Raw genomic sequence first — 25,991 nt, 5'->3', positions numbered from 1 at the left:
AATTATTTTGTTAATATATTTATAGAAGCTTCATTTCGTATTCCTTTAGACAGTTCTTTTTTGTTTTTCACACCCAATTCTTTTAGTTTACTTGCTTGTAATACTAAATTATCATTACCACTACTTAATTGTTTAAAAGAATCATTATAAGAAGATTGAGCTCTATCTAAATGAGTACCTACTTTTTCTAAATTATCTACAAAACCAACAAATTTGTCATATAATTTTGCTCCTCTGTCTGCAATAGCAATTGCGTGTTGGTTCTGATATTCACGTTTCCATAAATCTACTATTAATTTTAATGAAGTAATTAAATTTGTAGGGTTCATTAACAGAATACGTTTGTCGTATGCATAATTCCAAAGGTTAGCATCTCCTTGCATTGCAGCAATATATGCTGGTTCACTTGGTATAAACATCATTACAAAATCTAAGGCTTTGTTATAATCGTCATAGCCTTTTGTACTTAAAGAAACAATATGATTCTTAATTGCTGAAATATGACTACTTAACTCCTTCTTTTGTTCATCAACTTCAGATGTTGCTAAGTATCTTGTAAAAGCATTTAAGGAAACTTTAGAATCAATAATTACATGCCTATTATCTGGATATTTAATTACTGCATCTGGTCGCATTTTTTTATTTTCTGAATCAGACCTTAATGGTTTTCCATCATCATCAGTTAATTGATGCTCCATAAAGTACTCTTCACCTTTGCGTAAATTAGATTTTTCTAAAATACTTTCCAGAATCATTTCACCCCAATTACCTTGGGTTTTTGCTTCTCCTTTTAAAGCATTTGTCAAATTGATTGCATCTTGACTAATCTGATCGCTTTTAACCGATAATTCTTTTACCTTTTCACCTAAAGAAAAACGCTCTTTACTTTCTTTATTATAAACATCTTCTACTTTAGTTTTAAACTCATTAATATCTTTATTTAAAGGACTTAATAACTCCTTAATTTTTGATTCATTTAATTCTGAAAAAGATTTGGTATTGTCTTTTAATATTTTGCTTGCAATATTTTGAAACTCTAGATTAAATTGTTCTCTTACTTCCTTAATTTCTTTTTGTTCTCTTGTTAGTTTGGCTTCTAAAGAGGTGTTTTCTGCCTTAGAAGTTGCTAAACTTTCGTTAGTAGTGTTGTATTTGTTATTAAGACCATCTAATTCTTCTTTTAAAGTTTTAATAGTTTCTTCTTGTTGATGAATGGTGTTTTTTGCAGCAGTTAAATTCGCTGTTTTGGTTGCTAGATCACCAGAAACTGTTTTATTTTCTTCAATTTTAGAACTGATATTTTTCTCTTGACCTATTATAACATCTGTTTTTTCTTTAAGAGTTAAGGTATTTGCATCTTCATTTGCAAACAATCTAGCTTGTTCTTTTTCTAGCTTTAAAACTTCTTTTTCTGAGTTTTCAAGTTCTTCTTTTACGACTGAAAGTTGACCCTCTTTTTCGAAAATATCCTTTATTTGTTGCTGAATTTCACTATTAGAAGTTGCCTTAAATTCTGCAAATTGTTTATCTAGTAATACAAATTCTTTTTGACTCTCTTCTTTTTGTTGATTTACTGATTTATTAGTTTTAAAATTGGAGATTAACCAACCAATGATAAAACCAAGTATAACTCCTAGTACAATGTATAATACAATCTCTCCCATAATTTTTTCTTTAGACTAGCGATCTAATTTTTTAATTAATTTTTCTATTTTTTTCTATTTTACCCATATTTATTAAGAATATCTGTTTATTAAAACCTAAACCTTATCATCTTTAAATTTTTCTACCAATTCACTCAACTCCTTTCCTTTAACACCTATTTGATTTAAAAGTTTAACCTTTTCTTCTAGGTCTTTCTTTTTTTCTTTTAGACTTTCAATTTCAAATTCTAAAACTGATTTTTCATTAAGAATTGCTTCATCATATAATGTAACTAGTTCTTCTTTAGAAATAGCATTAAACTTATTTAAATAATCTACAATATTTTGTAGTTGAGTGACAATAATGGATACTAAAACAACACCTTTATAAATAACTTGAAAGGTATCACTAACACCTTCTTTACTCGCCTTATTCCAAGTTAAGAGAATATCAAAATTAGCCAAAGTATATCTTTGAAAACTCGACTTATCAATATGAAAAATAGATCTTCTAGGTAAAATTTCGTTTATTTCAATCTCGAATTTTTCGTTTTTAACAATATATGTTCGCTCCATATTTTTTTCCTTTTAGATTAAACCTTTTTTTCAGAAATTTGCCAATCTCTTAAATCTATTTTACCTGTAACTGCTTCGCTAATGATAGATTGACGATAGGATTTTAGTTTTTGAATTACTGTTTTTACTTGAATAATTGTTGAATCAATTTTATCTGCTTTTAAATTAATTTGATAAACAATCTTATTTTGCTCTTCTATTTCTAATTTTGGAACATATAAGTTTTCAATTGTAGGTTTTCCAAGTCCAAATCGGGTAACTCCATTAGCGTTTGTTTCAAAAAAAGATTTTACGATATCGGTTTGTAAAAACCTAAAAAGATATTCTCCTTTTAGTTGATTTTCATAAGTTGATAATATCGCTAAATGATAACCGCAAACAGTATTTTGGAAGGTTTGAGTTACAAATGTTGGAACACCAATATCATCAGCACTTTCAGAATCTTTAGTAATTATTACTTGACCTTTTTTCAATTGATATTTTTCATATTCCGAAAAGGTACAAGTACCTTCACTTAATTTAGTTTCTGGTAGAATTTTATCATTTTTATAGGCATCAGGATAATGACAAATATTTACTTTTAGTTCATCCTTATATTGATGTCTATCAACACTACTAAAAGAAACATCAGAAATATACTTCAACTTCACAACCTTCCAGTGCTCTGGTATTTCTCCAAACCATTCTATACCAGAGTTTTTCATTTTAGCATTTTTATCTAAACCTTTGCATACTAATTCATTAATAATGGCTTGCCTTTGTGCTTGTAGTTTTTTTATAAGTTGCTCCTTTTTATCAATTAAAGCATCTATAATAGTTGTTTTGTGGTCTAAATAATTTGCTATTTTGGTTTGTTCTTTTAATGGTAATGAAAAAATATTTAATTTTCTCAAAACAGACAAAGAAACAAAGTTTTGAACACCTCCATTAGAATTTAAATCAAACTGTCTCTCTATAAAATCACTTGATAAAAGATAGTTTAAATAGGAAGTATTTATTTCTTCATTATTCGATGTCTTAAATAAAGCAACATTTTTTATTGAAAATTCACGATTTGTTTTAACAATAACAGGAGAACCTACACTTCCAATCATTGGCATTAAAATATCACCTTTTGAAACATCGGATCTTTTAATAATATTAAAGTGATCTTCTTCTTTTATAAATTTACATTTATAAAAATCTAAATTACCAGAAACTAAATCTTTTGAAGTAACCAGCGGGTATGTATAAGCACTTTCATCTACATATGATGGCGAGTCGTGAGTCCCATCTTTAACTTCTACCAAATAATTCATCTTACAACTCTTCCAGTGGATGGGTAATTCCTTAACTAAATTAGGAATAGAAGTTTCTTTATATGATTCGTATTTCTTCATTATACCAACAAATCATTTAAAAGTTTAGCAATCTCTTTTTCTAATTCTATAATATCCTCCTTAATTTCAGAAGCTGGTTGTAAACCTTTGTATTCGTAAAAATATTTGGTGAAATTAATTTCGTAGCCAATACGTGTTTTGTCATAATCTATCCAAGCTTCTGGCACGTGAGGTAATACTTCTTTTTCGAAATACTCATCTGGATGATTACCTAAAGAAACGTTCTCTTTGTCTCGTTTTTTAGAGTCTGGTTTTTTTACTTTTTTCAAAAACTCTGATAACTCTTTTAATTCTTTCTTGGTTATTTTAGATAAAACTTGGTTACAAAAAAGCCTTGAAAATTCAACATCATCTAAAAGTTCAATATTAGATTCTATTTTACTTTTATGATGTTCTAAATCGTCTAATAAAGTCTGTATATCATAAAAAGATTTTTCTTTAATCACGGGATTTTTAAAACAACTATAACTTTCTTTTAGTTTTTCTATTTCTTCTGCTCCTAATTTTGGTTGTTCTATAGTTAATTGGTAAAAGCCAAAATCGTCGTTATTATAAATTTTACAATATTGGTTTTCTTCAAAATTGGTGTATAAAGTTACCAATTCGTTAATATGTTCTTGAGTTAATTCGTTTCGTTTGTTTCCTAAACTCTTTTTGTTAGAACGTGCAAAAATATGTTCGGTTTCTTCTTTCCCTTTTGCATTTGTACCTGTTACTTTAGATGCATTTGCATTTATTAACTGTACTTTTCCTTTACGTTCTTTTGTTTTTTTATTGGTTAAAAACCAGATATACGTATTGATACCTGTGTTGTAAAACAAATCTTTAGGTAAGGCAACAATACACTCTAACCAATCGTTTTCTATAATCCATTTTCTAATATTGCTTTCACCACTTCCTGCATCACCTGTAAACAAGGGAGAACCATTGGTTACCACACCTATTCGTGAACCATTTTTCTCGTCCATTTTAGAAATCATATGTTGTAAAAACAATAATTGTCCGTCACTTGAACGTGGTGTACCTGCGTAAAAACGTCCTGCAGGGTTTAAGGCTTCGTTTTCTATATAATTTTTGTCTTTTTTCCAAGTAACTCCATAAGGCGGATTCGCCATCATATAATGGAATTTTTTCCCTTGAAATTGATCGTCTGTAAATGAGTTTCCGTGTTTTACATCTCTTGGGTTTTCACCAGATATTAAGGCTTCCGATTTTGCAATAGCACAAGATTGCTCGTTTAATTCTTGTCCGTACGTTAAAATAGTTGGCTTATTTTGGTTGTCTTTACAAACATCATCTAACACAAAATTCTTACCTAAATTTACCATTCCACCTGTACCACAAGCAGGATCAAAAATAGTTCTGATGATTCCTGATTTAGATAATTCGTCTTTTTCTGGAGTAAAAATAATGGCATTCATTAAGGCAATTACATCTCTTGGTGTAAAATGCTCTCCTGCTGTTTCATTAGATTGCTCGTTAGAAACACGAATCAATTCTTCGAAAACATAACCCATAGAGTGGTTGTCTATCGTATTTTGATGTAAATCTATTTTACAAATAGCATCTATCATTTCATACAACAAACGGTTTTTAACCAAACGTGCAATTACTTTATCGAACTGAAAACTTTCTAAAATATCTCTTACTTCTGCATTGAAACCATTTAAGTAATTATTAAAATTGATTTCTATGTATTGTGGTTCGTCTTTTAAAGAATGTAAGGTATGTTTTGAGGTGTTATAATAGGTTAAACCTCCTGCAGCCTTCTTTAAGATTGGGTCTAATTTATCTTCACTTACTTTGTCTCTAAAATCGGTATAAGATTTGCGTACTTTCTCGTTTACATTTTCGAGCATACAATCTAATCTTCTTATTACTACAAATGGTAATAACACATCTCCTATTTCATTCTTCTTGAAGGCATCTCGTAATACATCGTCTGTTATTCTCCAGATAAAACCTACGTCTACTTTGTTATTATTGGTGCTCATTTATTGTTTTGTTGTTGTTGTACGGTACAAATATATATATTATGTGTGCGGTTGATATGCACGATTAGTTGAAATTCAGAAAATTGGATATTTTATCTCCTTGAATGTAATCTGGATTGTTCTTATTTAAAAAAGTAATAGTCTGTTGAATATCTTCAACTAACTTAATTGCCAAATCATGATTTTCTTTTTTAGCCAAACTTGAATAAGATATTTCTCTTCCTTTTGTTATTTTCTGACCTCTGTTATTCCAAAAACTAAAAGTATCTCCAGAATAAATTCTTTCGTAATTTGTTAAAATCCCCCTATCATGCTCACGCTTTGTAAAAATTAACGTAAAAGACGGACGCTTGCCTAATTGGGTAGATAATTTACATGTTATTTTTTTCTTGATTTCATCAAAAGTATAACTAGAGCGGTTAGGGTCTGTTACTATAATAATATTTGCTTTAGTAAATGATTCTAAACATAATACGTCTAAATAATTTATTAGGTTTAAATCAATAGTATCTGTATCCGTATCTTTATTACTTAAAATAAAAGGATCTATAATCAGTATATCTGTTAAAGGCAATGAATATTCTTTTAAATCACTCCATGTTTTAAAATTGTCTCCATTAATTCTCCATTTTCTTTCAAAATCGTAATCATTTTGATTAATGAAAAGTTTATTAAGAATTTGTATTTCTTCCCCTACCTTACCTACCAAAACGCAACCAGAGTTTTTAAATTTTTCAGTTTCATCATCTTCCAATAAATACACTGATGTTAATTTATTAGAACAAAAATCATTAGAACTATTAGATTTTAATGGTCTTACTGGCTCTTTGTAATCAAATTTAATTACATTTATTTCACCCATTCCTTGACTCAAAGTAGTTATCCAATTTAATAATAAAGGACTTTCTTTTAAATCGCTTTTCGGGAAATTAAAGTAAACGTTTAGCTGCTTTTTTAATAATTTATTACAATCATCAAATAAAGTATGACTCTTAGATTTTATAAAAGAAATTAAATTAGCTTTATCTATATAAATATCCATAATTATAAAATATCAAAAGCTAAATTAGAACTAACATCAAAAAAACCAGAGCCAAATTCATTTGTAAATTTTCCATCTTTTCTATAAATCATAGAGTATGGTTTATCTTGTTTATCAAAATAATAGGCTTCAAAAGGGGTTTTAGTATTTTCTTCTTTTTCATTAATTTGCTTCACAATAATTTGAGACATCCTAATCATATATTCAGAATGAGTTTCTAAAATAAATCGAACACCAAATTTGAGATTAGCTTCTAAAAACAATTCTGCTAATTTTGATTGCAAACCAGGATGCAGATTTGCTTCAGGTTCTTCTATTAGAATAACAGATAAGTCTTCTTGAAACAAAGCCCCTTTTTCAGCTACTTTTCTTTGATTTTCTAGAATGCTTGAAGCTATTGCTAAAAGAATTGAAAAGACTTGTCCTGCTCCAAAACCTTTGTCTGACAAATTAATCCAAGATTCATCTTCAAAAACTTCAATTTTTGATACTGTAGATTCGTAAGTCGTAATTCTATAATCATCACCAATATCAAAATAATCTTTAGACATCCATTTTTTCATAAACTCTAAAACAGTTAAATCTGAATGCAATTGTTTTTCAAAATGATTTTGAACCAAACTATTAATATCTACATCTTTATTTTCGTGTATAAATATTTTATTTTGGCTACTTCTGTTGGGGCTTAAATGTTTAACATTAAAAGATAAAGCTAATAAAAGCTCATCACCAAGTTTGTTAGCTTTGTCAAGCTCTAAACTTTCATCTGAATTTTTAAAATCATTCTTTTTTCTTTTGCTCCCAAGGTTATTATCAACCAAATACTTAGGTAAAACAGTTCTTATAATTTTGTCAATTCTTCTATTTGAAATGCTAAAATCATCTAAAGAAAATCTAGGACTATAAAATAAGATTTTATTATCTACCGTTTGTTTTTTAAGTAATTTATCTATTTTGTTATTTTTTTTTTCATACTCTAAAATCATCTGATTCAAAGAGATGATACCTTTATTACTCTCTGATACTATTTTTTTTAATTCCTCTGTTTTATTTTGGTAGTCGTTTTGGTAAAATTCTGGTAAACTAGAAACGTCTTTGGATTGAGACTCTTTAATTGCCGATGAAATTTCGATTAACTCACTCTCTATGTACTTTATCCTTGATTGCCCATCATTAATTAAATTTTGAATCTCATTTTTATTATTTATAAGAATTTCTTCTTGAGTTAACTCTTTTAAATTATCAGTTTTTTTTGATTTATTCATCAAAAGTGAATCTACTTTAAGTTGATAAGTATTTAAACTTTCTAAATTCATCTCTATAGTTGCCTTATCTGACCTTACCATTCTTAAATTCTTTAATACCCCATTTTGATGATGATGACCTGTCTGAAATATTAAAGTTATTTTATATCCATTATTCTGGTATTCAAAAGAAATATCTTTATTCAGTTCTTTATAGTTTACTCTATTAACAGCACTCTTAAAACTTTCAATTTTATGTTTATAAAAATTATTTCCATGAAAATTTAATTCAAAATGGTCATTAGATTTCACATAATCTTCCAGAAGCAATAAAGATTTTATTACTGTTGATTTCCCAGAATTGTTTGTTCCTGTAAAAAAAGTAATTGGCGCTAAATCTAAGCTCCAATTATCTTCTATTTTTCTAAAGTTTGATAATTTTATTCTTTCCATTTTTGTTTATGAGTATTTTTTAGTTAATACTCCAATTCTCTTTGCAATTTTATTTCTTAATTCTATAGGTTTTAAAACCTTCTCTTCTTTCTGAAATTTTAGATTCTAATTAGTCGTTTAAAACTACATTTAGGATAATACCTATATACCCTTTTTCTAAATCTTCTTTTTATCATCATACAAATTTTGAATAAACACTGGAGTTTCATCAAAATCAACTTCTTTACTTTTATTATCTTCTATTGTTTCTTTAATAAATTTAATATCATCAAAAATGGTTTTTCTACTATAAAGAGTTCCTGTTTTTGCTTGAATAGCTTCAGCTAATTTATCCCAAGTAAATGAGCCTGTTGGCATTGCAAAGCATTCATCTAAAATGGTTCTTCGTTTCTGAATATTTTTATTTTGTGACATAAGTTTGAAGTGAAAATCTAGTTTTAGATGAAATTAAACATATCTATTTTTTATAAATATTTAATCACCACCAAAAACACTGTCATAACTCATTGAATCTTCATCAAAATCTTCATTATGTCTATCTGGAAACATTCTGTCTAATTCTTCTTCGGGATCAAAAGGTTGTGATTTTTTAATAAATTTTTTAATTTTAATTACTAATTTCTCTAAAGCATCTAATGTTATAGATTCAGGAACTTCTTGAGTTGGTTCAAAATTATATTTCGGATGTTTCTCTGCTTGTTCAAATAGGTAATGATTTTCAGCTTCTATTTCCTCAATAAGGAAATAGAATTCTCTTTCGTCAAAATTATTTTCATCTTCTTTTACTTTTTCTTTAAGTTCCTTAAAGGAATCTATGTAGTATTCAGCTTTCATATAACAATAGATTAATACATTTTTATACGTCAAATGTTGAAGTAGAAATGCACTTTATGCAATTTTTTTTTGAACATTAAAAATAGTGAATTGAATTGAGATACTATTATGGAAAACCATAATTATATATTTACAGTAAAGTAATATAATCTATTAACTTCTAGGGTCAACCAAAACAGGTATCTTCTTAGATTTAATTACATTCATACTACAAAATCTAATACGATTTGTGATCTATCAAAAACACCAATAGGTCTATAGATTGAGCTTTTTCAAAAATCCCTTTTCAACTTCAATTTTACCACAAACATCATCATTATAGGTTTTATCTTTTAATAAGCTTCCGTCGAAATACTTTAGATTGAATATTATACTCCTATTAAACTGAATAAACATTCCGTTATGTAATAATATTTTAAAGTCATCTTTAAAGAAATTCTTAATGTTATTAGAAGCAGCTGCATGTTTAATTTCTATAAGATTCGTGTGTAAATTATTTTCTAAAAATATTTTTTTTGATTTTGTATGACTTTCAATACATCTAATATTATGAGGATAAATAATATATTCAATGTTGTGAATTGATTTTATTAGCAATAATCCCCTTGAAATTATATTAATATTTTCAAATAATTTAGTTTTGTACTCTCTACCAACTTTGATCTTTGCACATTTATAATTATGTGAAACGGAAGAAAGTAAAACCTTTTTATCTGCGTAATCATAACCTTTTATATCTCTTTTTCGAACTAAATAATAGCTTGTTATTTGTATAAAATTGCTCAAATTATTTCTGCAACAAATTTTTGCATTCATTTTTTCTTGTATTTTGACCAATGATGTATAGCTAACATCTATCAAAATAAGTTCGGAGCAGGAAAGATGAAAATTGATTTTCTTTTCATTGTATTCCGCATAAAAAATTAAAGACAAGGGTAATTTAATAACAAGAGATTTTGAGTAATTTTTTTTCTCAAAACTTAAGCCCACACTTTTTAAACTATCTAGTTCAATTTCTAATTTTGATATTTCATCTAATCCCAAATGCCTAATATCAATTTTAAGTTCAATTGTATCGATATTTTTAGCTTGTTTTTCTGTGGATTCCATTTTTGTGTCGATTATTCAAAATTTATGGTTAATACATCAATTCAATATACTTTTACCAATATAATTTAAAAATACAAATATTATGAAAGGTATAAATCAAGATTATGATTATTCACAAGATGAACTGGATAATCACTCAAATCAGTTAAATTCTAATAATGATGCCTATTGGTCTTCTAGGGATTAAGAGTAATTAAAATTTTATCAAGTAGTGTGTGAATAAAAGTCAAGATTTACGTCTTGGCTTTTGTTGTTTTAATTAAACAATTTTTTAACTTTTCTACAATCTAGGATCACTCAGAATTCCCATCTTTTTAGATTGAATTACATTCATACTACAAAACCCATAACGATTTGTAATTTTCCCATAACACCCATAAATACCAATTCCATTTACTGGGTACAAGTGTACTACATTTGTAAAATGTACTGCATCAAAATAATTACCATCTTTATCAACAAATGTGCTTAATCTCATTAGTTTTCCCTGAGAAGTTGTGTTGTATCTGGTAGTAACCAATAAACCATAGATTAAAACACTCTGATTTTCAAAATCAATCATTTGATTTGCTTTGATACTAGGAAAAAAAGGTTCTGCAATTAGTTTAAAATAATCGTGAATTGTAAAGCCTAATAATTCCATTTCATCATATACATTTTCAAGCCAATGAGATTCTAGTTTTGGAAGTTCATATTTTTTATGTTGAATTTTAAAAAGTTGTGCTTGTTTTGATTGCTGCTTTGTGGCGTTTAATTTAAATATAGCTTGCCATAATAATTGTGTTTTTGTTTTTCCAGTAAATCGAAAAGCATCAATTCTAATAAGTATTGTAAGTTGTTCAATACTGATAACAACACGTTCTATAAAGTTTTCTAAAGACGTAAATTCCCCATATAATTGTCTTTCAGTTAACAGGCGTTTTATAACTAAATGTTCTAAACTTTTTAAATAACCAAAACCTAAATAAATAGTTTTATCGATAACTATGTTTGGGTGATTGCTTTTATTGATACAAGGCAATTCTATAATTGCGCCTTTCATTCTAGCTTCGTGTATATAATGCGCTGCGGAATAAAAACCACCTCCATTATTTAAAACTGCTACCATAAATTCGATAGGATAATAGCATTTTAAAAATAAACTCTGATAGCTCTCAACTGCATAAGAAGCGGAATGTCCTTTTGCAAAAGCATAACCAGCAAAACTTTTAATTTGATTCCAAACTTCAAAAATCAAAGCATCTTTATGTCCTTTTTTTTTACAATTAGAAACAAACTTATCTTCAACAGCTTTAAACTCTTTAAGAGAACGATATTTACCACTCATTCCACGTCTTAAAACATCTGCTTCACCTAATGTTAAATCTGCAAATTTACTTGCCACTTTCATCACATCTTCTTGATACACCATTACGCCATAAGTCTCTGGCATAATTTCTAATAAAATAGGGTTTGCATCTTTTCTTTTTTCTGGAAAACGATGTCTTTTAATAAACTCGTCTTTCATCCCTGAACCAGAAACTCCTGGTCTAATAATAGAACTTGCAGCTACCAAACCTAAATAATCTTGTGTTTGTAATTTTTGCATCAAACCACGCATTGCAGGAGATTCTACATAATACGCACCAATTGCACCTCCAGACTTTAATAAGTGATTAATATTTTTATCTTTTTTAAAACTTTCTACATCTGTAATATCAATTGGAGGATCATTGGGTCTATTCTTTTTTATAATCTCAAGCGCTTCTTTAATCTTTGCCAAACCACGTTGACCTAAAATATCAAATTTAAAAACACCTACATCATCTGCAATATTCATATCAAATTGAACAGTAGGATATCCTTTTGGAGGAAGATTTGTTGCAGAATAATAATGTATAGGTTTGCCTAAAATTAAAATCCCTGCTGAATGAACACTTATATAATTAGGAAACCCTTCAATTAATTTTCCATACTTCAAAACTAACTTTGCAATACTATCTATTTCTTGTTGTTGATAAACTATTGCATTGTTGTTGCTTGCCAGTTGCTCTGCTGCTGCATTATCGTTTCTTTGCTGTTGCTTGCCAGTTGCACTACTGTTGCTTGCCAGTTGTTTTGTTGTTGCTTTCCAGTTTCTTTGTTGTTGCACTCCAGTTGCTCTGTCATTGCTTGCCAGTTTTTCAGTTGTTGTATTACCATTTCTTTGCTGTTGCACTCCAGTTGCTCTGCCGTTACTTGCCAGTTGCTCTGCATTATTACTAGTAATATTAGTTTGTTTAAGAAACGTTTTTTGCTGTTTTGATGCCTTACTCAGTTTATCAATTTCTTCTTTTGGAAGCCCAAAAACCTTTCCTAATTCTCTAATTACTGCTTTGTATTTAAATGTATTGTAAGTTGCTAAAAGTGCAGTGTTTTTAAAGCGTTTAAAAATATAGTTGGTAACATCATCTCTATCTTTCCAAGAAAAGTCAATATCAAAATCTGGTGGAGATGCTCTAAATGGATTTATAAATCTCTCAAAATACAAATCTAATTCAATAGGATCTACATCTGTAATACCAATAATATAAGCAACAATACTATTTGCGCCACTTCCTCTACCAACGTGAAAATATCCTTTACTTTTTGCATAATTGACAATGTCGTAATTGATTAAAAAAAAAGAAACAAATTTTAATTCAATAATAACGTTCAATTCTTTTTGAAGTCTATCATTTACTTTTTGTGTTACATTTTTATATCTCCTATTGATATTACTATTGCAAAGTTGCAATAGCATCGTGCAATCTTCTTCAAAACTATTGCAATAGTATTGCTTGTTTTGATTTTCTCTATTGCTACCAAACCCAAATTCACTATTGCACTGTTGCAATAGTGCTGTTGTGTTTGCAGTTATATAAGGGAATTCTTCAAAATGTTGTTGCAATAGTGTTGCTGAATACATTTTATCTGTTGGTAAACATTGTTCAGTTGTAGGCAGTTTACTTAACAACATATTGTTACCTATTGCACGCAATAGTCTATGTGCATTAAAATCATTTTTATTGCGAATTGTAACTTGTTGTTGTATTACAAGTTTATCTTCATACTTTTTTAAATATGAAAATCTAAGTTTATTAATTTCAGCAACAGAAACACCAACAAATTCATTCTCTTTAAAAGAAGTTAAGTTTAATTCTAATGCTTTTTCAAAAGGATAAATAATAAAAACATCTTCTAAAAATTCTGGTTGATCTGGAATAGGTGTTTTAGATTCTAAAAAGGTTGACAAATACCTATTGATGTTTTCAAAACCACTATTGCTTTTGGCTATTGCAATGTATTGCTGAGTATTGCCATTTCTAAAATCTACACCAACAACAGGTTTAATGTTTTGTTTTTTAGCTTGTTGTATAAAATTTAAACAAGCAGAAGTATTGTTAATATCTGTAAGTGCAATAGTATCAATATTGTTTTCTATTGCAAGTTGCAATAGTTCTACTTCGGAAAACGTACCATAACGTAAAGAATAATATGAATGACAGTTTAAATACATTATTGCTTTCTATGTGCTAAAAGAGTTGGAGGTTCACCATTAAAAGGGTTGCTAAAACGACCAATAGTTTTAGCTCCCATAGAAGCAGCTCTTGTAATACTTAATTCACCATATTTATTTCTAATAGTATCCATGGCATTATATAAATCGAGCATTTGTTCAGAATCATCAAACAAATTAATTTGATAATTACCACTAACAATATCTGTAATCTTTACACCTACCAATCGTATCAATAATCTTCTTTGGTACAACTTCTTAAAAAGTTCTAATACTGTCGGTATGATAATATGATCTGCACTTGTATAAGGGATTTTAACTTGCTTTGTGTAGGTGTTAAAATCTGAATATCTAATTTTTACAACAATTACGGATGCTAATTTGTCTCCTTTACGAAGTTGATATGCTAAGTTTTCTGCCATCGCAAAAATGGTTTCAGACAGTTTCTTCATATCAATAGTATCTTTATTAAAAGTACGTTCTGTTGAAATAGATTTTCTTTCATGAAAAGGAATTAAAGGTGGATTGTCAATTCCATTTGCACGTTTCCAAATTGTTCTACCATTTAGTCCCAAAACACTCACCAACATTTCAACAGGCATTTCTTGAATTACTTTTACTTTTTCTACTCCTAAATTTCTTAAAATTTGATATGTTTTTTCTCCAACTGAAGGTATTTTTCGAATTGATAATGGTGCCATAAATTCTTTTTCAAATCCTTCATTAATTAACAGCTGATTATTTGGTTTAGCTTCACCAGTTGCAACTTTTGAAACAATTTTATTTCCAGATAATCCAAAAGAAATAGGCAATCCACTTTCTTTTATAATTCGTTGTCTTAATTCTGATGCATATTTATAACTTCCAAAAAAAGTATCCATTCCTGTTAAATCGGCATAAAATTCATCAATGCTTGCTTTTTCAAAAATCGGCACTTTTTCTTTGACTATTTCAGTAACTATTTTAGAATATTTAGAATAAATACTTGTATTTCCTCTTATAATTACTGCCTCTGGACACAAACGTCTTGCTACTTTCATAGACATACCAGAATGCACCCCAAAAAGTCTCGTTTCATAGCTACAAGCAGCTACTACACCACGATCACCAGTTCCACCAACTAGTAGAGGTCTTTTTTGTAAACGACTATCAATCAAGCGTTCACAAGACACGAAAAACGTATCCAAATCTAAATGTAAAATATTTTTATTCACATCACAAAATTAGCTACAAAAACAAACAATCATTGCTTATATTTGTAGTATTATGAAAATTATATCGAAAAATATCAAACACTTAAGGACATTAAAAAAACTTTCTCAAGAAGGTTTAGCAGAAGAATTGAAGGTAACTAGATCTCGTATTGGTTCTTACGAAGAAAGTCGTTCTTCACCTACACTAGAGTTTTTACTAGACCTATCTGATTATTTTAAAATACCAGTTGATATTCTATTGAGAAATGATTTAACAAAAACAAAAGACACGTCATTTATACAAATAGGAGAGAAGAGAGTTTTATTCCCTATAACTGTTAATGAACACAATGAAAACTTGATTGAAGTTGTTTCTACAAAAGCATCAGCAGGTTATTTATTAGGGTATGATGATCCAGAATATATAGAACAATTAGAGAAAATTAAATTACCTTTTTTACCAACAGGAAAACACAGAGCATTCCCCATAAAAGGAGATTCTATGTTACCTATGAAAGATGAATCTTATGTAGTAGCAGAATTTGTAGAAGACATAGTAGATGTTAAAAACGGAACTTCTTACATTATCGTTACTAAAAATGATGGAATGACGTACAAACGAGTGTATAATCAAATTGAAGAGAAGGGGAGTTTACTCTTAAAACCAGATAACAGAGAATATCAATCTTATGAAGTTCCTATTTCTGAAGTTTTAGAACTTTGGAAATTTACATGTAGCATAAACACGCAAGAATATGATGAACATGAGTTGAAATTAAGTAGTATTATACAAATGTTTAATGGACTTGGAGTTGAGTTAAAGCAATTAGAAAAATCTCTAAGAGCGAATTAAAACAACGTGTTTAATTCTGGGTAATAATAAGGTTTTAAAATATCTATAGTATTACTATCTATTCTACTATTGGTTACTTTTTTAGATACAGTATAAGCCTCAAATTCTTTAGTGGTAAAACCTGTATTTATAATTTCGTTAATACTGCTTTTAGAAAAGGATGGATTTAACCATTTTTTTTCAAATGATTTATCTAATATTATTGGCATTCGTTCTTTAGAATTATGAATTTCAGCCATAAAAGGATTTGCTTTTTTAGTAATAATAGAACAAGAAAAAGTACCGTTATTATGTTGATTATAGATACCTGCAAAAACAAAAGGTTCTTGGTCTTTAAGTCGGATATAATGAGGGTATTTGTTCTTACCAATATGTTTACTTTCAAAAAAACCATCAGCCAAAATCAAACACCTTCTATTTGCAATTGGTTCTTTCCAAAGATTACTAGTAAACAAAGTTTCACTTTTAGCATTTAAAGTATTGAATCGCTTTTTAAAACTATCTGAGTTTTCTAGGTTTTCTGGAAGTAATCCCCATTTTGAAGATTTGATTACATAATTTTCTTGTTGAGGTATTATATAAACAGGACGATTGTCAAATCCATTTAAATGATAGTTAGGTTCATAAACAACATCATTTTTGAATTCTGCATCAAAAAAATCTTCTAGTTTTCTAGCTGATTTAGTATTGGAAATATGATAACACATTTATTCTTTTATATGTAATTACTAACAAACCAAATTTAAGAAATTAAATCTTATAGATTTTTGTTGTGTTGTTGATTTCTGATTAAAAAAGCAGCAAACATAATAGCTTGCAAAGAAAACAAACATTCAACAACCTATCAACAGTCTAATTTATTTAACTGTTGATAGGTTGTTGAACTCTTGTTACTCATCTAAACTCCTTTATTCACTATTATTAACTGCAATACATCAACAGTCAACACTATCTTCAATAAAATCCTTTTTTACAAACTCGAAGTACCTTCCTTTTTTAGTTTCAGAATCTACTATACTTTTTTGATTTATACTTAATGAAAGAAAATATCTTTGATAGCTTCCATTAATTGGTTCTAAATCATAATCAACTTTTAAACTATTTGACACCTTAAATCTTGTTGTTCTAATACTCCCTTTTATTAGTTTATCTAATAAGTCGGTAGCTGTATATTTCAAAACATCAACTTCATAAGTAATAAAATCTTCAATTAAAATCTCTTTAATTTCTTGGCTCAAATAAGTTTTATTTCCTTTGATTACTTTATCTAATGCAGGAGTGTAAATCTGCTGCTTTGTAAACCACATTCTTGTTGTTCTTTTGGTTTTAATTTTCCGTGTGTTTAGAAAATATAAAAACTGTGCAATTTCATTATGTAACTTTTTAAGCATATCAACATCTTCTTTTCCGAAAGAATTCACTTTAATTACCCAATACCTTATTTCTTTTTCATCAATCTGAATAAAGTTCTCTTCATTATTGGAACATAAAATGAATTTTCCAAAGAAGTTTGTTTCAATTTTATCTTTTCCTTTAGATTCAGTTTTATAAGTATTCGCAGTAGAAAGATTTTTTATTCGCTCACTGTCTTCTCTTCGATCTAAAAGTACTTCATCTATAGAAATAATTAATTTTGAAGCCCAGTCACTGTTAAAACGACTTCTAAAATCTTCATTTTTATTGATTGTCATATTCCCTTGAAACATCTGTTTTAACCAATTTAAAAAAGATGTTTTTCCAGTATTTCTAGAATCACTAACCAAACATAAAATAGGTAATATTTGAGTTGGTTTCGTCCAAAGTATGGTTAGGTAGTCTAAGCCTAACTCATACTGTTCTCCAAAAATATGTCTTAAAAACTCTTCCGTTTTAGGGAACTCTCCTTCTGTTAATTGATGTTCTATCTTTTCATACTCATTATAAAAAGAATTAATTTCTTGTTTATAATTTTGATGATCTGGAATTGTTACAAACCCATCATACTTTTTTATGGTTTGTAGAAAATCCTTCCCTTTGTCTGTAATAATTTCTCCTTTAGACCATTTTCTTAAAGTCTTAACACTATCTCCACTTAAAAGTGGCACATTACATACCTTGTAGTAATCTGTAGCAATTCTTAGATAACTCATAATTAAGATGCTTTACCTATTTCACCTTTAATAAAAGCCCAATTTTCGCCTTCTCTCCAATTTAATTTGAGAATAACCCCTGTGAGGTTTTTGTCAATATTAAATAATCTGTCAATTTCATTTTGAATTAAAACCCAATCAAATCGTGGATTTTGATTAATTAAAGTCATAACATTCTCTACTTCTGCAATTAAATTTTCGTAATTCCTTCGTAAAGTAACGTCTGTAATTGTATTAATTTTCAAATTCTCTAACTCAACTAAAACTCTTTCTAGAAGAACTATTGCTTTGTTGTTTAAAGCATTATTATGTAAGTTATAATCTTTCATATTATCTTCTGTATTTTAAAGATTTAACTTCTTTTAGAGTGTTCTCTAAATTTTCTAAATTGATTACAATTCTTCTACCAATCTTTGATGCTTGGATTTTTCCATTCTTGACGTAATTTCGAATGGTAAGTTCGGTAACATTAAGCATTTTTGCAGCTTCTTTTACTGTTACATTCTTTTTTTGAGGATTTAATTTTCTATTTATTATTTCCTGTAATGGATTAATTCTTCTCGCTATGGATAGATCAATCATTTCTGCCAACTCCTCACGAGTTGTAACTATAACTTTGTTCATTTTTGTATGATATATTGTATTAATATTTAAAACATATCATATTCAGTAATTACTAATATCCGGATTGAATATCTATGTTTGCTTATACAAAGAAATGATAAAACTCATTGATGTTATAGAACGTGGGGAAGACACGGGGTGCCTGTGGGTGGTTTTAACTTATTGATAGGTAGTGTTTTGTGTTGTTTTTGTTTAGGGTGGATATAGTTGTTTTGGAGAAGTGAATTTATAATTTGTGTAATTCTGAGGATAAATATTCTGTAAACATTGTAAAAGAATATTGATTAACTTTTTCTATAAGTTCTTCCATTAATTCTTTTTTTTCTTTTGATGTTTTTGTATAATAATTGTAGCCTTTGTGTAATTTTTCATAGTCAGTATCCTTCTTTTTAACTAAATCTTTATTGGAAAAACATTCATTTGTTATCTTTAATATTAAAGTTATTTCATATGTAGATAATTTTTTTGTTTTAGTTCTTTCATGACTAAGCATATAATGAATTAAAATAAATTTTTCATCTTTTGAAAACGGATTAATAGGTGTTATTGATTTATTTTCTTTTTTAGGTGTATTTATAGTTTCTAGTTCTTTTTTAGGTTTTAAGTATGGCTTTGAGTATTCTACCAAATATTCTGCATTCTCTTTTTTCTTTACTTTAAAAACTTTAGAGACATCTTTATTGTCCAATGCTATCTCAATTTCATCAATATCTGTTCTTATTCTTTTTTCAAAATCATTAGCAATTGACAGTTTTGCTAAAGCTTCTATAAAGTTTGGATACTCCAAAATCGCAGGAGAATTTCTTGATAAGTTTTTTTTAAACCTTGCTAATACATTTTTATTAATTGTATTCTTTACCGCGTTTTTATTGTAGTTATTATACCTAAACCAGAAATCATCAGAACATACTGTTAATAAACGATCTTTAGAGTACTGAGCTTCTTGAAGTTTATATAATTTACTAAGATATTTATCTATGATAATTGGAAATGTTTCTTCTGACTCAAAATTATTTTTCAAAAATTTGATAAAATCTTTTTTTAGTATAAGGAATTCTTTGTTGTAAATTTCTAAAACTTTTTCTCCGTAGTTCATTTTTTAATTATTTAAAAACGCTATTCATAAATTCACTTTTATCTTTTGTGCTAGGTTTGTAGTACTTATTGAATACTTCAAGACTTTTATGTCCTGTTATGGACATAATTACTTTATCTGGTACTTTTTCGTTTTTCATTATGGTTATGAAGCTCCTGCGCGCTGTGTGACTTGAAATTCTTTTAAAAAATGGTTTGAATTCTTCTTTCACTTCGCTACCAATTTTATAGGTTTTTTTAATATCATCTTTGAACTCTGCTTCTTCAAAGACTAATTTAATGTATTCATTAAATTTTTGAGTAGATATTCTAGGTAAGTTGTAATTATATTTTTCTAGAATAGCTTTTGAGATTGGATTTAATGGAATTTTAAGTTGCTTATTTGAGTCCTTAACATCAGAAACGCAAATCTCATTATCAATAACGTCTTCTTTTTTAATACTTCCGTAATTACTAATCCTTAATCCAGTAGTGCATCCAATAATAAACAAGTCACGCACTCTTTCCAAACTAGGTTTATTTGATAAGTCTAAATCTGCAATTAGTTTCACTTGTTCAATCGATAGAGCTAATTCATCTGTTGCAAATCCTTGCGGAGATTTAAAGCCTTTAAATTTATCATTATAAGTGTGTTTGTTTTCTATAGCCCAATTTAAGAAAGTTTTAAAAAGACCTATATTTCTCCTCAGTGTATTTGCGGAATGTTTTTTTGTTTGAATACAATAATTTAATATTTTTTGATAAAAGGCTTGGTCTATTTTCGAAAAGTGAATTGTAGTTTTAGTGTCTTTTTGAAATTCTTCTAACAGTTTTTTGTTGTATTCATATCTTTTTATAGTGCTATCTGAATTTCGTTGGTCGCTAAAATCTAGTTTTTTACCGTCAATAAAAATTTGGTACACTTCAAAAAATAAATTCGAAGCTGGTTTTACTTTTTTAAAATGAGTATCAAACTCTGTTTTTAAAGTTTCGCTGTCCAGTATTTCTTGTGTAATCTTTAATCTATTAGAAAGTTCTGTGTAGAAATGTTCGTATCTGTCCAATTGCATTTTAATAGCTCTAGCCTCTATACTTTCGCTAGAACGTCCAGTAAGTTTTTTTGGTTGCCTATTTTCAAAATTCCAACTACTAGGTAGAATTGATTCTCCTGTAGAATAAACAAATTTTTTCCTTTCTTGTTTGATGTATGTTGAGAATACAATTAATGTTTCCTTATCTGATTTAGGCTTTCTCAAGTTAAATGTAAAATTCATACGAGTTGACAGTTGCGTTGACAGTAAAGGTACATTTTATTGTAATTACGCTACTATATTAAGTGATAAAATAACCTCTAATTTTGGTTAAAGTATTGATAATTAGTGTATTTATGTATTGTGAGTAATAATTAGTTCGAATCCCTCTTTCTCCGCTGACAAAGTTGTCAATTGACACTTTAAAAGTCAAAACCCTTTAAACATTACGTTTAAAGGGTTTTTTGTTTTTGGTATACATTCAAAATACACATTGTATATCAAAGTTCAGTTACAGATCAAGTTATAAACTTGTTGGGTTTTAGAATTAAGTAAAAATGTTGGTTAGTTTAAATAGGAAGAAATCTATATTTATATACCTCTAAAATGTGTTCTAAAAGATTTTAGAATAATATAGAGAATGTTCTAGTGTATTAAAAGGCGAATATCTTTTACCTATTTTAGTAATCGAAAAAGGAATGCTTATTTAAAGGAAATAGCTAATTTATGTGTTATTAATAAAAATTCAACTTTCTATCTAGCTCTTCATACCATTGCTACCGCAGTAAAATTCACTAATAGTGTTCTGGTTGAGTTTGTTAATACAATGCTAGGACATAAGTTACTTATAATACCCCATCATTAAGCTAAAATTTTAGATAAAAAAAATGGTGAGGATATTCAATAACTAAAAAAAAGAATCGCAAACTCTTAAATCAAAATACTTTCCTGATATTTACCTTTATTAAAGAAGTATTTTTTTCTTTAAAGATTATTACAAAATATAATATGTTGAAATCGAGTAAAACTATCATGATTAAAATATTAACTTTTTTAAGTTTCCTTTTCTTAATATCATGTAATAATGATAAAGATGAAGTAAAGTACAAAATTGGTTTTTCTCAATGTATCAGTAAAGATGATTGGCGAAAAGCTATGGATCATGAAATGAATATCGAGGCTTCCTTATATTCAGAAATTGATTTTAAAATTTTTCAGGCAAATGAAGATATAGAACTTCAGAAATCTCACATTAGATCTATGATTAAAAATAGATTTGATGTGATTATAATTTCTCCATTAAGACCTGAGCCATTAGTGTCTTTAGTAGAAGAAGCTCATGACAAAGGAATACCTGTTATTATTGTAGATAGAAAGATTAATTCACAAAAATTTACAGCTTATGTAGGTGCTAATAACCTTGATGTTGGTAGAAATGCTGCAAATTACATTGCTTCTTTACATGAAAACAAAATAAATATTTTAGAGATAAAAGGAAGTGATAACTCTTCTCCTGTTATTGAAAGAGAATTGGGTTTTGATCAAATTGTAGATACTAAAGATAATATTTCTATTGTCTATAAAATTAAAGATGAAGATATACATGAAAGAGTAGCTCAAATTCTAGATTCGTTAAATGTAAAGCCAATAGATTATATATATGCGTTTAATGATGCAATAGCCTATGATACATGGAAAATTGCTAAAGGAAAAGGGCTAGAAAAACAAATAAAATTTATTGGTGTTGATGGCTTAAATGGAGATAATAATGGAATTCAATTAGTGAAAAAAGGGGTGCTTACTGCAAGTATTTTATATCCAACTGGTGGTGATCAGGCTATTAAAATTGCAATAAAAATTTTAAAAAATAAAGAAATTTCTAAAAACAATATTCTATCAACTACTGTAATTGATTATAGAAATGCTGATATAATGAAAAATCAGTATGATAGAATTAATAAGCATCAAAAAGATATAGAAAATCAACAAGATAAAATTAAGCAGCAAGAAGAAACTTATACAACACAAAGTAATACTTTAAAATTACTTTTAGCATTATTAATTCTTAGTATTTTATTAGCTACTTTTAGTATATATTCTGGATATAGTTTAAAAAAGAAAAAAAGAGAATTAGAAATCCAAAACGATAAAATTACAGTTCAAAGAAATCAAATTAAAAAAATTAACGAAGCAAAGACTAATTTTTTCACAGGTTTATCCCATGAGTTTAAAACGCCAATAACATTAATATTATCTTCTGTAGACTCACTTTCAAATAATAAAACAATAAGAGATAGTAAATTATTAAGAGAGGTTGGTTTAATTTTTAATAACTCTAAACGATTATTAAGGTTAATAAATCAATTAATAGATTTTAGAAAGATAGAAGATAAAAAATTTATTCTAAAAGCCTCAAAAACCAATCTATATCAATTTTCAAATTCTATTTATAAAGATTTTGAAAGAGAAGCACAAAAGAGAAATATAAATTTTCACTTAACAACTAACAATGAATATTTAGATGTCTATTTAGATAGAAATTTAATGGATAAAGTGTATTTTAATTTACTTTCAAATTCGTTTAAATTTACACCAAACAATGGTACAATTAGCATCACTATAACGGATAATATTGAAAGTAATTTTGTTAAAATTTATTTTAAAGATTCTGGTATTGGAATTCCTGAAAATGAAATAAACAATGTGTTTAAGGCTTTTTATCAAGGGTCAAATAATAATAAATCTAGTTCAGGTATAGGGCTACATCTATCAAAAGAGTTTATAGAATTACATAAAGGAACCATAAATGTAGGTTCTGATAAAATTACCGAGTTTGTGATTAAATTATATAAAGATAATGTTCATTTGAGTTCAGATGAAATTGTTTTTGAGCCCGAAATTATAGATAGTCCTATCTTAAACTTTAATACAGATTATGAGGATGATGCTTTTACTTTAAAAAGCGGATTAAGTAAAGAAAACAGAGACACAATTTTGATAATAGAAGACAATCAAGATTTAATTAAATATTTAAAAAATAAATTAAGTTTAGAATATAATGTAAATACAAGTGATGGTAATGGAGCATTAGATAAAGCGTTTGATTTAATACCAGATATAATTATTTGTGATGTTAATTTACCAGAGAAAAATGGATTTGAAATATGTGATATTTTAAAAAAAGATATAAGAACATCTCACATTCCTTGTATTATTTTAACGGCATATGATAGCAAAGAGTCTTATATAAAAGGTTTAGAATCTGGTGCGGACTTATTTTTAACTAAGCCTTTTAGTTTTGCGATTTTGTATAGATCTGTTAAAAATTTATTATATAATAGAGAAAAACTTCGTAAACATTATATTAAGAATATATATAAAACAGAACCTACAGAAAAAAATAATTTATTTGAGCAAGATTTTATTGATGAAATGAATAAACATATTTATGAAAATTTAGATGATTCTAGTTTTTCAGTGGAACAATTAGCAGTAAAATTAAAAATATCAAGAATTCAATTATATAGAAAAATTAAAGCAATTTTAAATATTAGTATAAGTGATTATATTCAAAATATTCGATTAGAAAAAGCAAAATCATTATTAAAAGAATCTACACTTTCTATTTCAGAAATTGCTTACTCTGTTGGTTTCTCTTCACCTAGTTATTTTTCATCAACTTTTAAAAATAAATTTAAATTATCTCCAAAATCTTATAGAGGAAATTAGATTATTCTAATAAAAGAGTGAACTCATTAACCTTTTTATGCAAGTAATTTAACTTATAATGTAACAAAATTAACATTTATTAAATTTTATATTCATTCTAGTTGTTTTTAGTTTAGGTCTAAATAGCTATAAGTGAGTTAATTGTGTTTTGTTTTCTTTTTTATTTAGAGATGTAACAATCCTTACAATAAACAAGTAGTTGTTTCAATAGTTTTATAGTAGATAAATTGAACACAATGAATAACAAAATTTTAATCTGGTCTATTACAGCTGCACTTGCAGGTTTCTTATTTGGATTTGATACAGTAGTAATATCTGGGGCAGATAAAAAATTACAACTTTTATGGGGGTCTTCAGATGCTTTTCACGGAAGTGTAGTTATGGCAATGGCACTTTGGGGTACTGTAATAGGTGCTCTATTTGGAGGAATACCAACAAACAAATTAGGAAGAAAGAATACATTAATTATAATAGGTATACTTTATACTGTTTCAGCAATTGGTTCTGCACTGGCTAACGATCCTTATACTTTTGCTTTATTTAGATTTATTGGAGGAGTTGGTGTAGGTGCATCTACAATTGCAGCACCTGCATATATTTCTGAAATAGCACCAGCAAAAGATAGAGGAAGATTAGTTGCTCTTTATCAGTTTAATATTGTTTTTGGAATATTGATAGCATTTTTATCCAATTATCTACTAAATGGTATTGGGGAAAATGCATGGCGTTGGATGATAGGTATTGAAGCTCTTCCTGCTGTAATATATACGTTACTAGTTTTAACGGTTCCTAAAAGTCCGAGATGGTTGCTTTCTAAATTTAGAAAAGAAGAGGCTAAAAAAGTTTTAAAAATTATTAATCCAGATCAAGATATTGATGCTTTAATTTTAGATTTATCTAATAATGATGAGGAAGCTTTAAAACATGAAAACATTTTCTTAAAAAAATATAGAATTCCGTTAACTCTAGCTTTTCTAATAGCAATGTTTAACCAATTATCTGGTATTAATGCGCTGTTATACTATGCTCCTAGAATTTTTGAAGAAGCAGGTTTAGGAGAAAATACTGCTCTTTTGAGTAGTATTGGTATTGGAGTAACTAATTTAGTATTTACACTTTTAGGGGTCTTTTTAATAGACAAATTAGGTAGAAAAACTTTAATGTATTTTGGTTCTATAGGTTATATAATTTCTTTAAGTCTTGTTGCTTGTGCCTTCTTTTTTGGATGGTCAGGGATGGCTGTACCAATTTTCTTATTTATGTTTATTGGAGCTCATGCTATTGGGCAAGGTGCTGTAATTTGGGTATTTATCTCAGAAATTTTCCCAAATCACTTAAGAGCATCAGGGCAATCTTTTGGGAGTTCAACACATTGGTTTTTAGCGGCATTAATACCAGCTTTAATCCCCTCGTTATTCGCTACTATAGGAGCTGGTTTTGTCTTCCTATTTTTTGCAGTAATGATGATGTTACAATTGTTATTTGTAGTTTTTATGATGCCAGAAACTAAAGGTATTTCTCTTGAAGAATTAAGTGAAAAATTAATAAAAAAAAGTATTAAATAAA

General features: G+C 27.8%; 20 protein-coding genes. 3 read left to right on the top strand and 17 right to left on the bottom strand.

Annotated elements, in window-relative coordinates; genetic code table 11:
• Positions 1-2 precede the first annotated feature (2 nt).
• The 11 genes from rmuC to dinB all read right to left on the bottom strand — a co-directional run bounded on the left by rmuC (position 3) and on the right by dinB (position 15,006).
• Positions 3-1,664, bottom strand: coding sequence for a DNA recombination protein RmuC (rmuC, locus tag BTO07_RS06510; RefSeq protein WP_087520463.1), 1,662 nt, complete (start codon positions 1,662-1,664; stop codon positions 3-5).
• 96 nt (positions 1,665-1,760) lie between these two features.
• Positions 1,761-2,219 (bottom strand): hypothetical protein, encoded by a 459-nt coding sequence (locus BTO07_RS06505; protein ID WP_087520462.1) that lies wholly within the window; start codon positions 2,217-2,219, stop codon positions 1,761-1,763.
• A 17-nt stretch (positions 2,220-2,236) separates the two neighbouring features.
• Positions 2,237-3,598: a restriction endonuclease subunit S gene (locus BTO07_RS06500; protein WP_087520461.1), complete on the bottom strand. Its 1,362-nt coding sequence runs from the start codon at positions 3,596-3,598 to the stop codon at positions 2,237-2,239.
• Entirely contained in the window at positions 3,598-5,592 is a 1,995-nt protein-coding gene (locus BTO07_RS06495) for a type I restriction-modification system subunit M (protein WP_087520460.1), read from the bottom strand. Before BTO07_RS06495 ends, BTO07_RS06500 begins: the two co-directional genes overlap by 1 nt.
• 64 nt (positions 5,593-5,656) lie before the next feature.
• Positions 5,657-6,634, bottom strand: coding sequence for a hypothetical protein (locus BTO07_RS06490; RefSeq protein ID WP_087520459.1), 978 nt, complete (start codon positions 6,632-6,634; stop codon positions 5,657-5,659).
• A gap of 2 nt (positions 6,635-6,636) precedes the next feature.
• Positions 6,637-8,331, bottom strand: coding sequence for an AAA family ATPase (locus BTO07_RS06485; RefSeq protein ID WP_087520458.1), 1,695 nt, complete (start codon positions 8,329-8,331; stop codon positions 6,637-6,639).
• A gap of 156 nt (positions 8,332-8,487) precedes the next feature.
• Positions 8,488-8,745 (bottom strand): hypothetical protein, encoded by a 258-nt coding sequence (locus BTO07_RS06480; RefSeq protein ID WP_087520457.1) that lies wholly within the window; start codon positions 8,743-8,745, stop codon positions 8,488-8,490.
• A 60-nt stretch (positions 8,746-8,805) separates the two neighbouring features.
• Positions 8,806-9,165, bottom strand: coding sequence for a hypothetical protein (locus BTO07_RS06475; RefSeq protein WP_087520456.1), 360 nt, complete (start codon positions 9,163-9,165; stop codon positions 8,806-8,808).
• 255 nt (positions 9,166-9,420) lie between these two features.
• Complete coding sequence (locus BTO07_RS06470; RefSeq protein WP_087520455.1) at positions 9,421-10,275, bottom strand: hypothetical protein; 855 nt, start codon at positions 10,273-10,275, stop codon at positions 9,421-9,423.
• Between the two features lie 280 nt (positions 10,276-10,555).
• The gene (locus BTO07_RS06465; protein WP_087520454.1) at positions 10,556-13,792 is read right to left on the bottom strand and encodes a DNA polymerase III subunit alpha; all 3,237 of its coding nucleotides are present in this window, start codon (positions 13,790-13,792) and stop codon (positions 10,556-10,558) included.
• A complete protein-coding gene (gene dinB / locus BTO07_RS06460; protein WP_087520453.1) occupies positions 13,792-15,006 on the bottom strand; it encodes a DNA polymerase IV in 1,215 nt (404 codons plus the stop codon). The genes BTO07_RS06465 and dinB overlap by 1 nt, the downstream gene beginning before the upstream one ends.
• A 52-nt stretch (positions 15,007-15,058) precedes the next feature.
• Here dinB and BTO07_RS06455 point away from each other — a divergent pair, with 52 nt between their 5' ends.
• On the top strand, positions 15,059-15,838 hold the full coding sequence (locus BTO07_RS06455) for an XRE family transcriptional regulator (protein ID WP_087520452.1): 780 nt from the start codon (positions 15,059-15,061) through the stop codon (positions 15,836-15,838).
• Here BTO07_RS06455 and BTO07_RS06450 read toward each other — a convergent pair.
• The 6 genes from BTO07_RS06450 to BTO07_RS06425 all read right to left on the bottom strand — a co-directional run bounded on the left by BTO07_RS06450 (position 15,835) and on the right by BTO07_RS06425 (position 20,939).
• Positions 15,835-16,545, bottom strand: a complete 711-nt coding sequence (locus tag BTO07_RS06450) for an SOS response-associated peptidase (RefSeq protein WP_087520451.1) — start codon at positions 16,543-16,545, stop codon at positions 15,835-15,837. The genes BTO07_RS06455 and BTO07_RS06450 overlap by 4 nt on opposite strands.
• Before the next feature lie 228 nt (positions 16,546-16,773).
• Positions 16,774-17,967: a primase-helicase family protein gene (locus BTO07_RS06445; RefSeq protein ID WP_087520450.1), complete on the bottom strand. Its 1,194-nt coding sequence runs from the start codon at positions 17,965-17,967 to the stop codon at positions 16,774-16,776.
• A 2-nt stretch (positions 17,968-17,969) separates the two neighbouring features.
• Positions 17,970-18,296, bottom strand: coding sequence for a hypothetical protein (locus BTO07_RS06440; protein ID WP_087520449.1), 327 nt, complete (start codon positions 18,294-18,296; stop codon positions 17,970-17,972).
• A 1-nt stretch (position 18,297) separates the two neighbouring features.
• Positions 18,298-18,591, bottom strand: a complete 294-nt coding sequence (locus tag BTO07_RS06435; RefSeq protein WP_087520448.1) for a helix-turn-helix domain-containing protein — start codon at positions 18,589-18,591, stop codon at positions 18,298-18,300.
• A 226-nt stretch (positions 18,592-18,817) separates the two neighbouring features.
• Positions 18,818-19,687 (bottom strand): hypothetical protein, encoded by an 870-nt coding sequence (locus BTO07_RS06430; protein WP_087520447.1) that lies wholly within the window; start codon positions 19,685-19,687, stop codon positions 18,818-18,820.
• A gap of 7 nt (positions 19,688-19,694) precedes the next feature.
• The gene (locus BTO07_RS06425) at positions 19,695-20,939 is read right to left on the bottom strand and encodes a tyrosine-type recombinase/integrase (RefSeq protein WP_087520446.1); all 1,245 of its coding nucleotides are present in this window, start codon (positions 20,937-20,939) and stop codon (positions 19,695-19,697) included.
• 789 nt (positions 20,940-21,728) lie between these two features.
• On the opposite strand from BTO07_RS06425, the gene BTO07_RS06420 reads away from it, so the two are divergent.
• Together BTO07_RS06420 and BTO07_RS06415 are read left to right on the top strand one after the other, a co-directional pair.
• Complete coding sequence (locus BTO07_RS06420; RefSeq protein ID WP_087520445.1) at positions 21,729-24,425, top strand: hybrid sensor histidine kinase/response regulator transcription factor; 2,697 nt, start codon at positions 21,729-21,731, stop codon at positions 24,423-24,425.
• Between the two features lie 236 nt (positions 24,426-24,661).
• Positions 24,662-25,990 carry a sugar porter family MFS transporter gene (locus BTO07_RS06415; RefSeq protein WP_087520444.1) on the top strand — a complete coding sequence of 443 codons (1,329 nt, stop codon included), beginning with the start codon at positions 24,662-24,664 and terminating at the stop codon, positions 25,988-25,990.
• Position 25,991 lies beyond the last annotated feature (1 nt).

This window comes from Polaribacter sp. SA4-12 (assembly GCF_002163675.1).
GTDB lineage: Bacteria > Bacteroidota > Bacteroidia > Flavobacteriales > Flavobacteriaceae > Polaribacter.
This window is presented reverse-complemented; position numbering and strand designations above follow the sequence as displayed.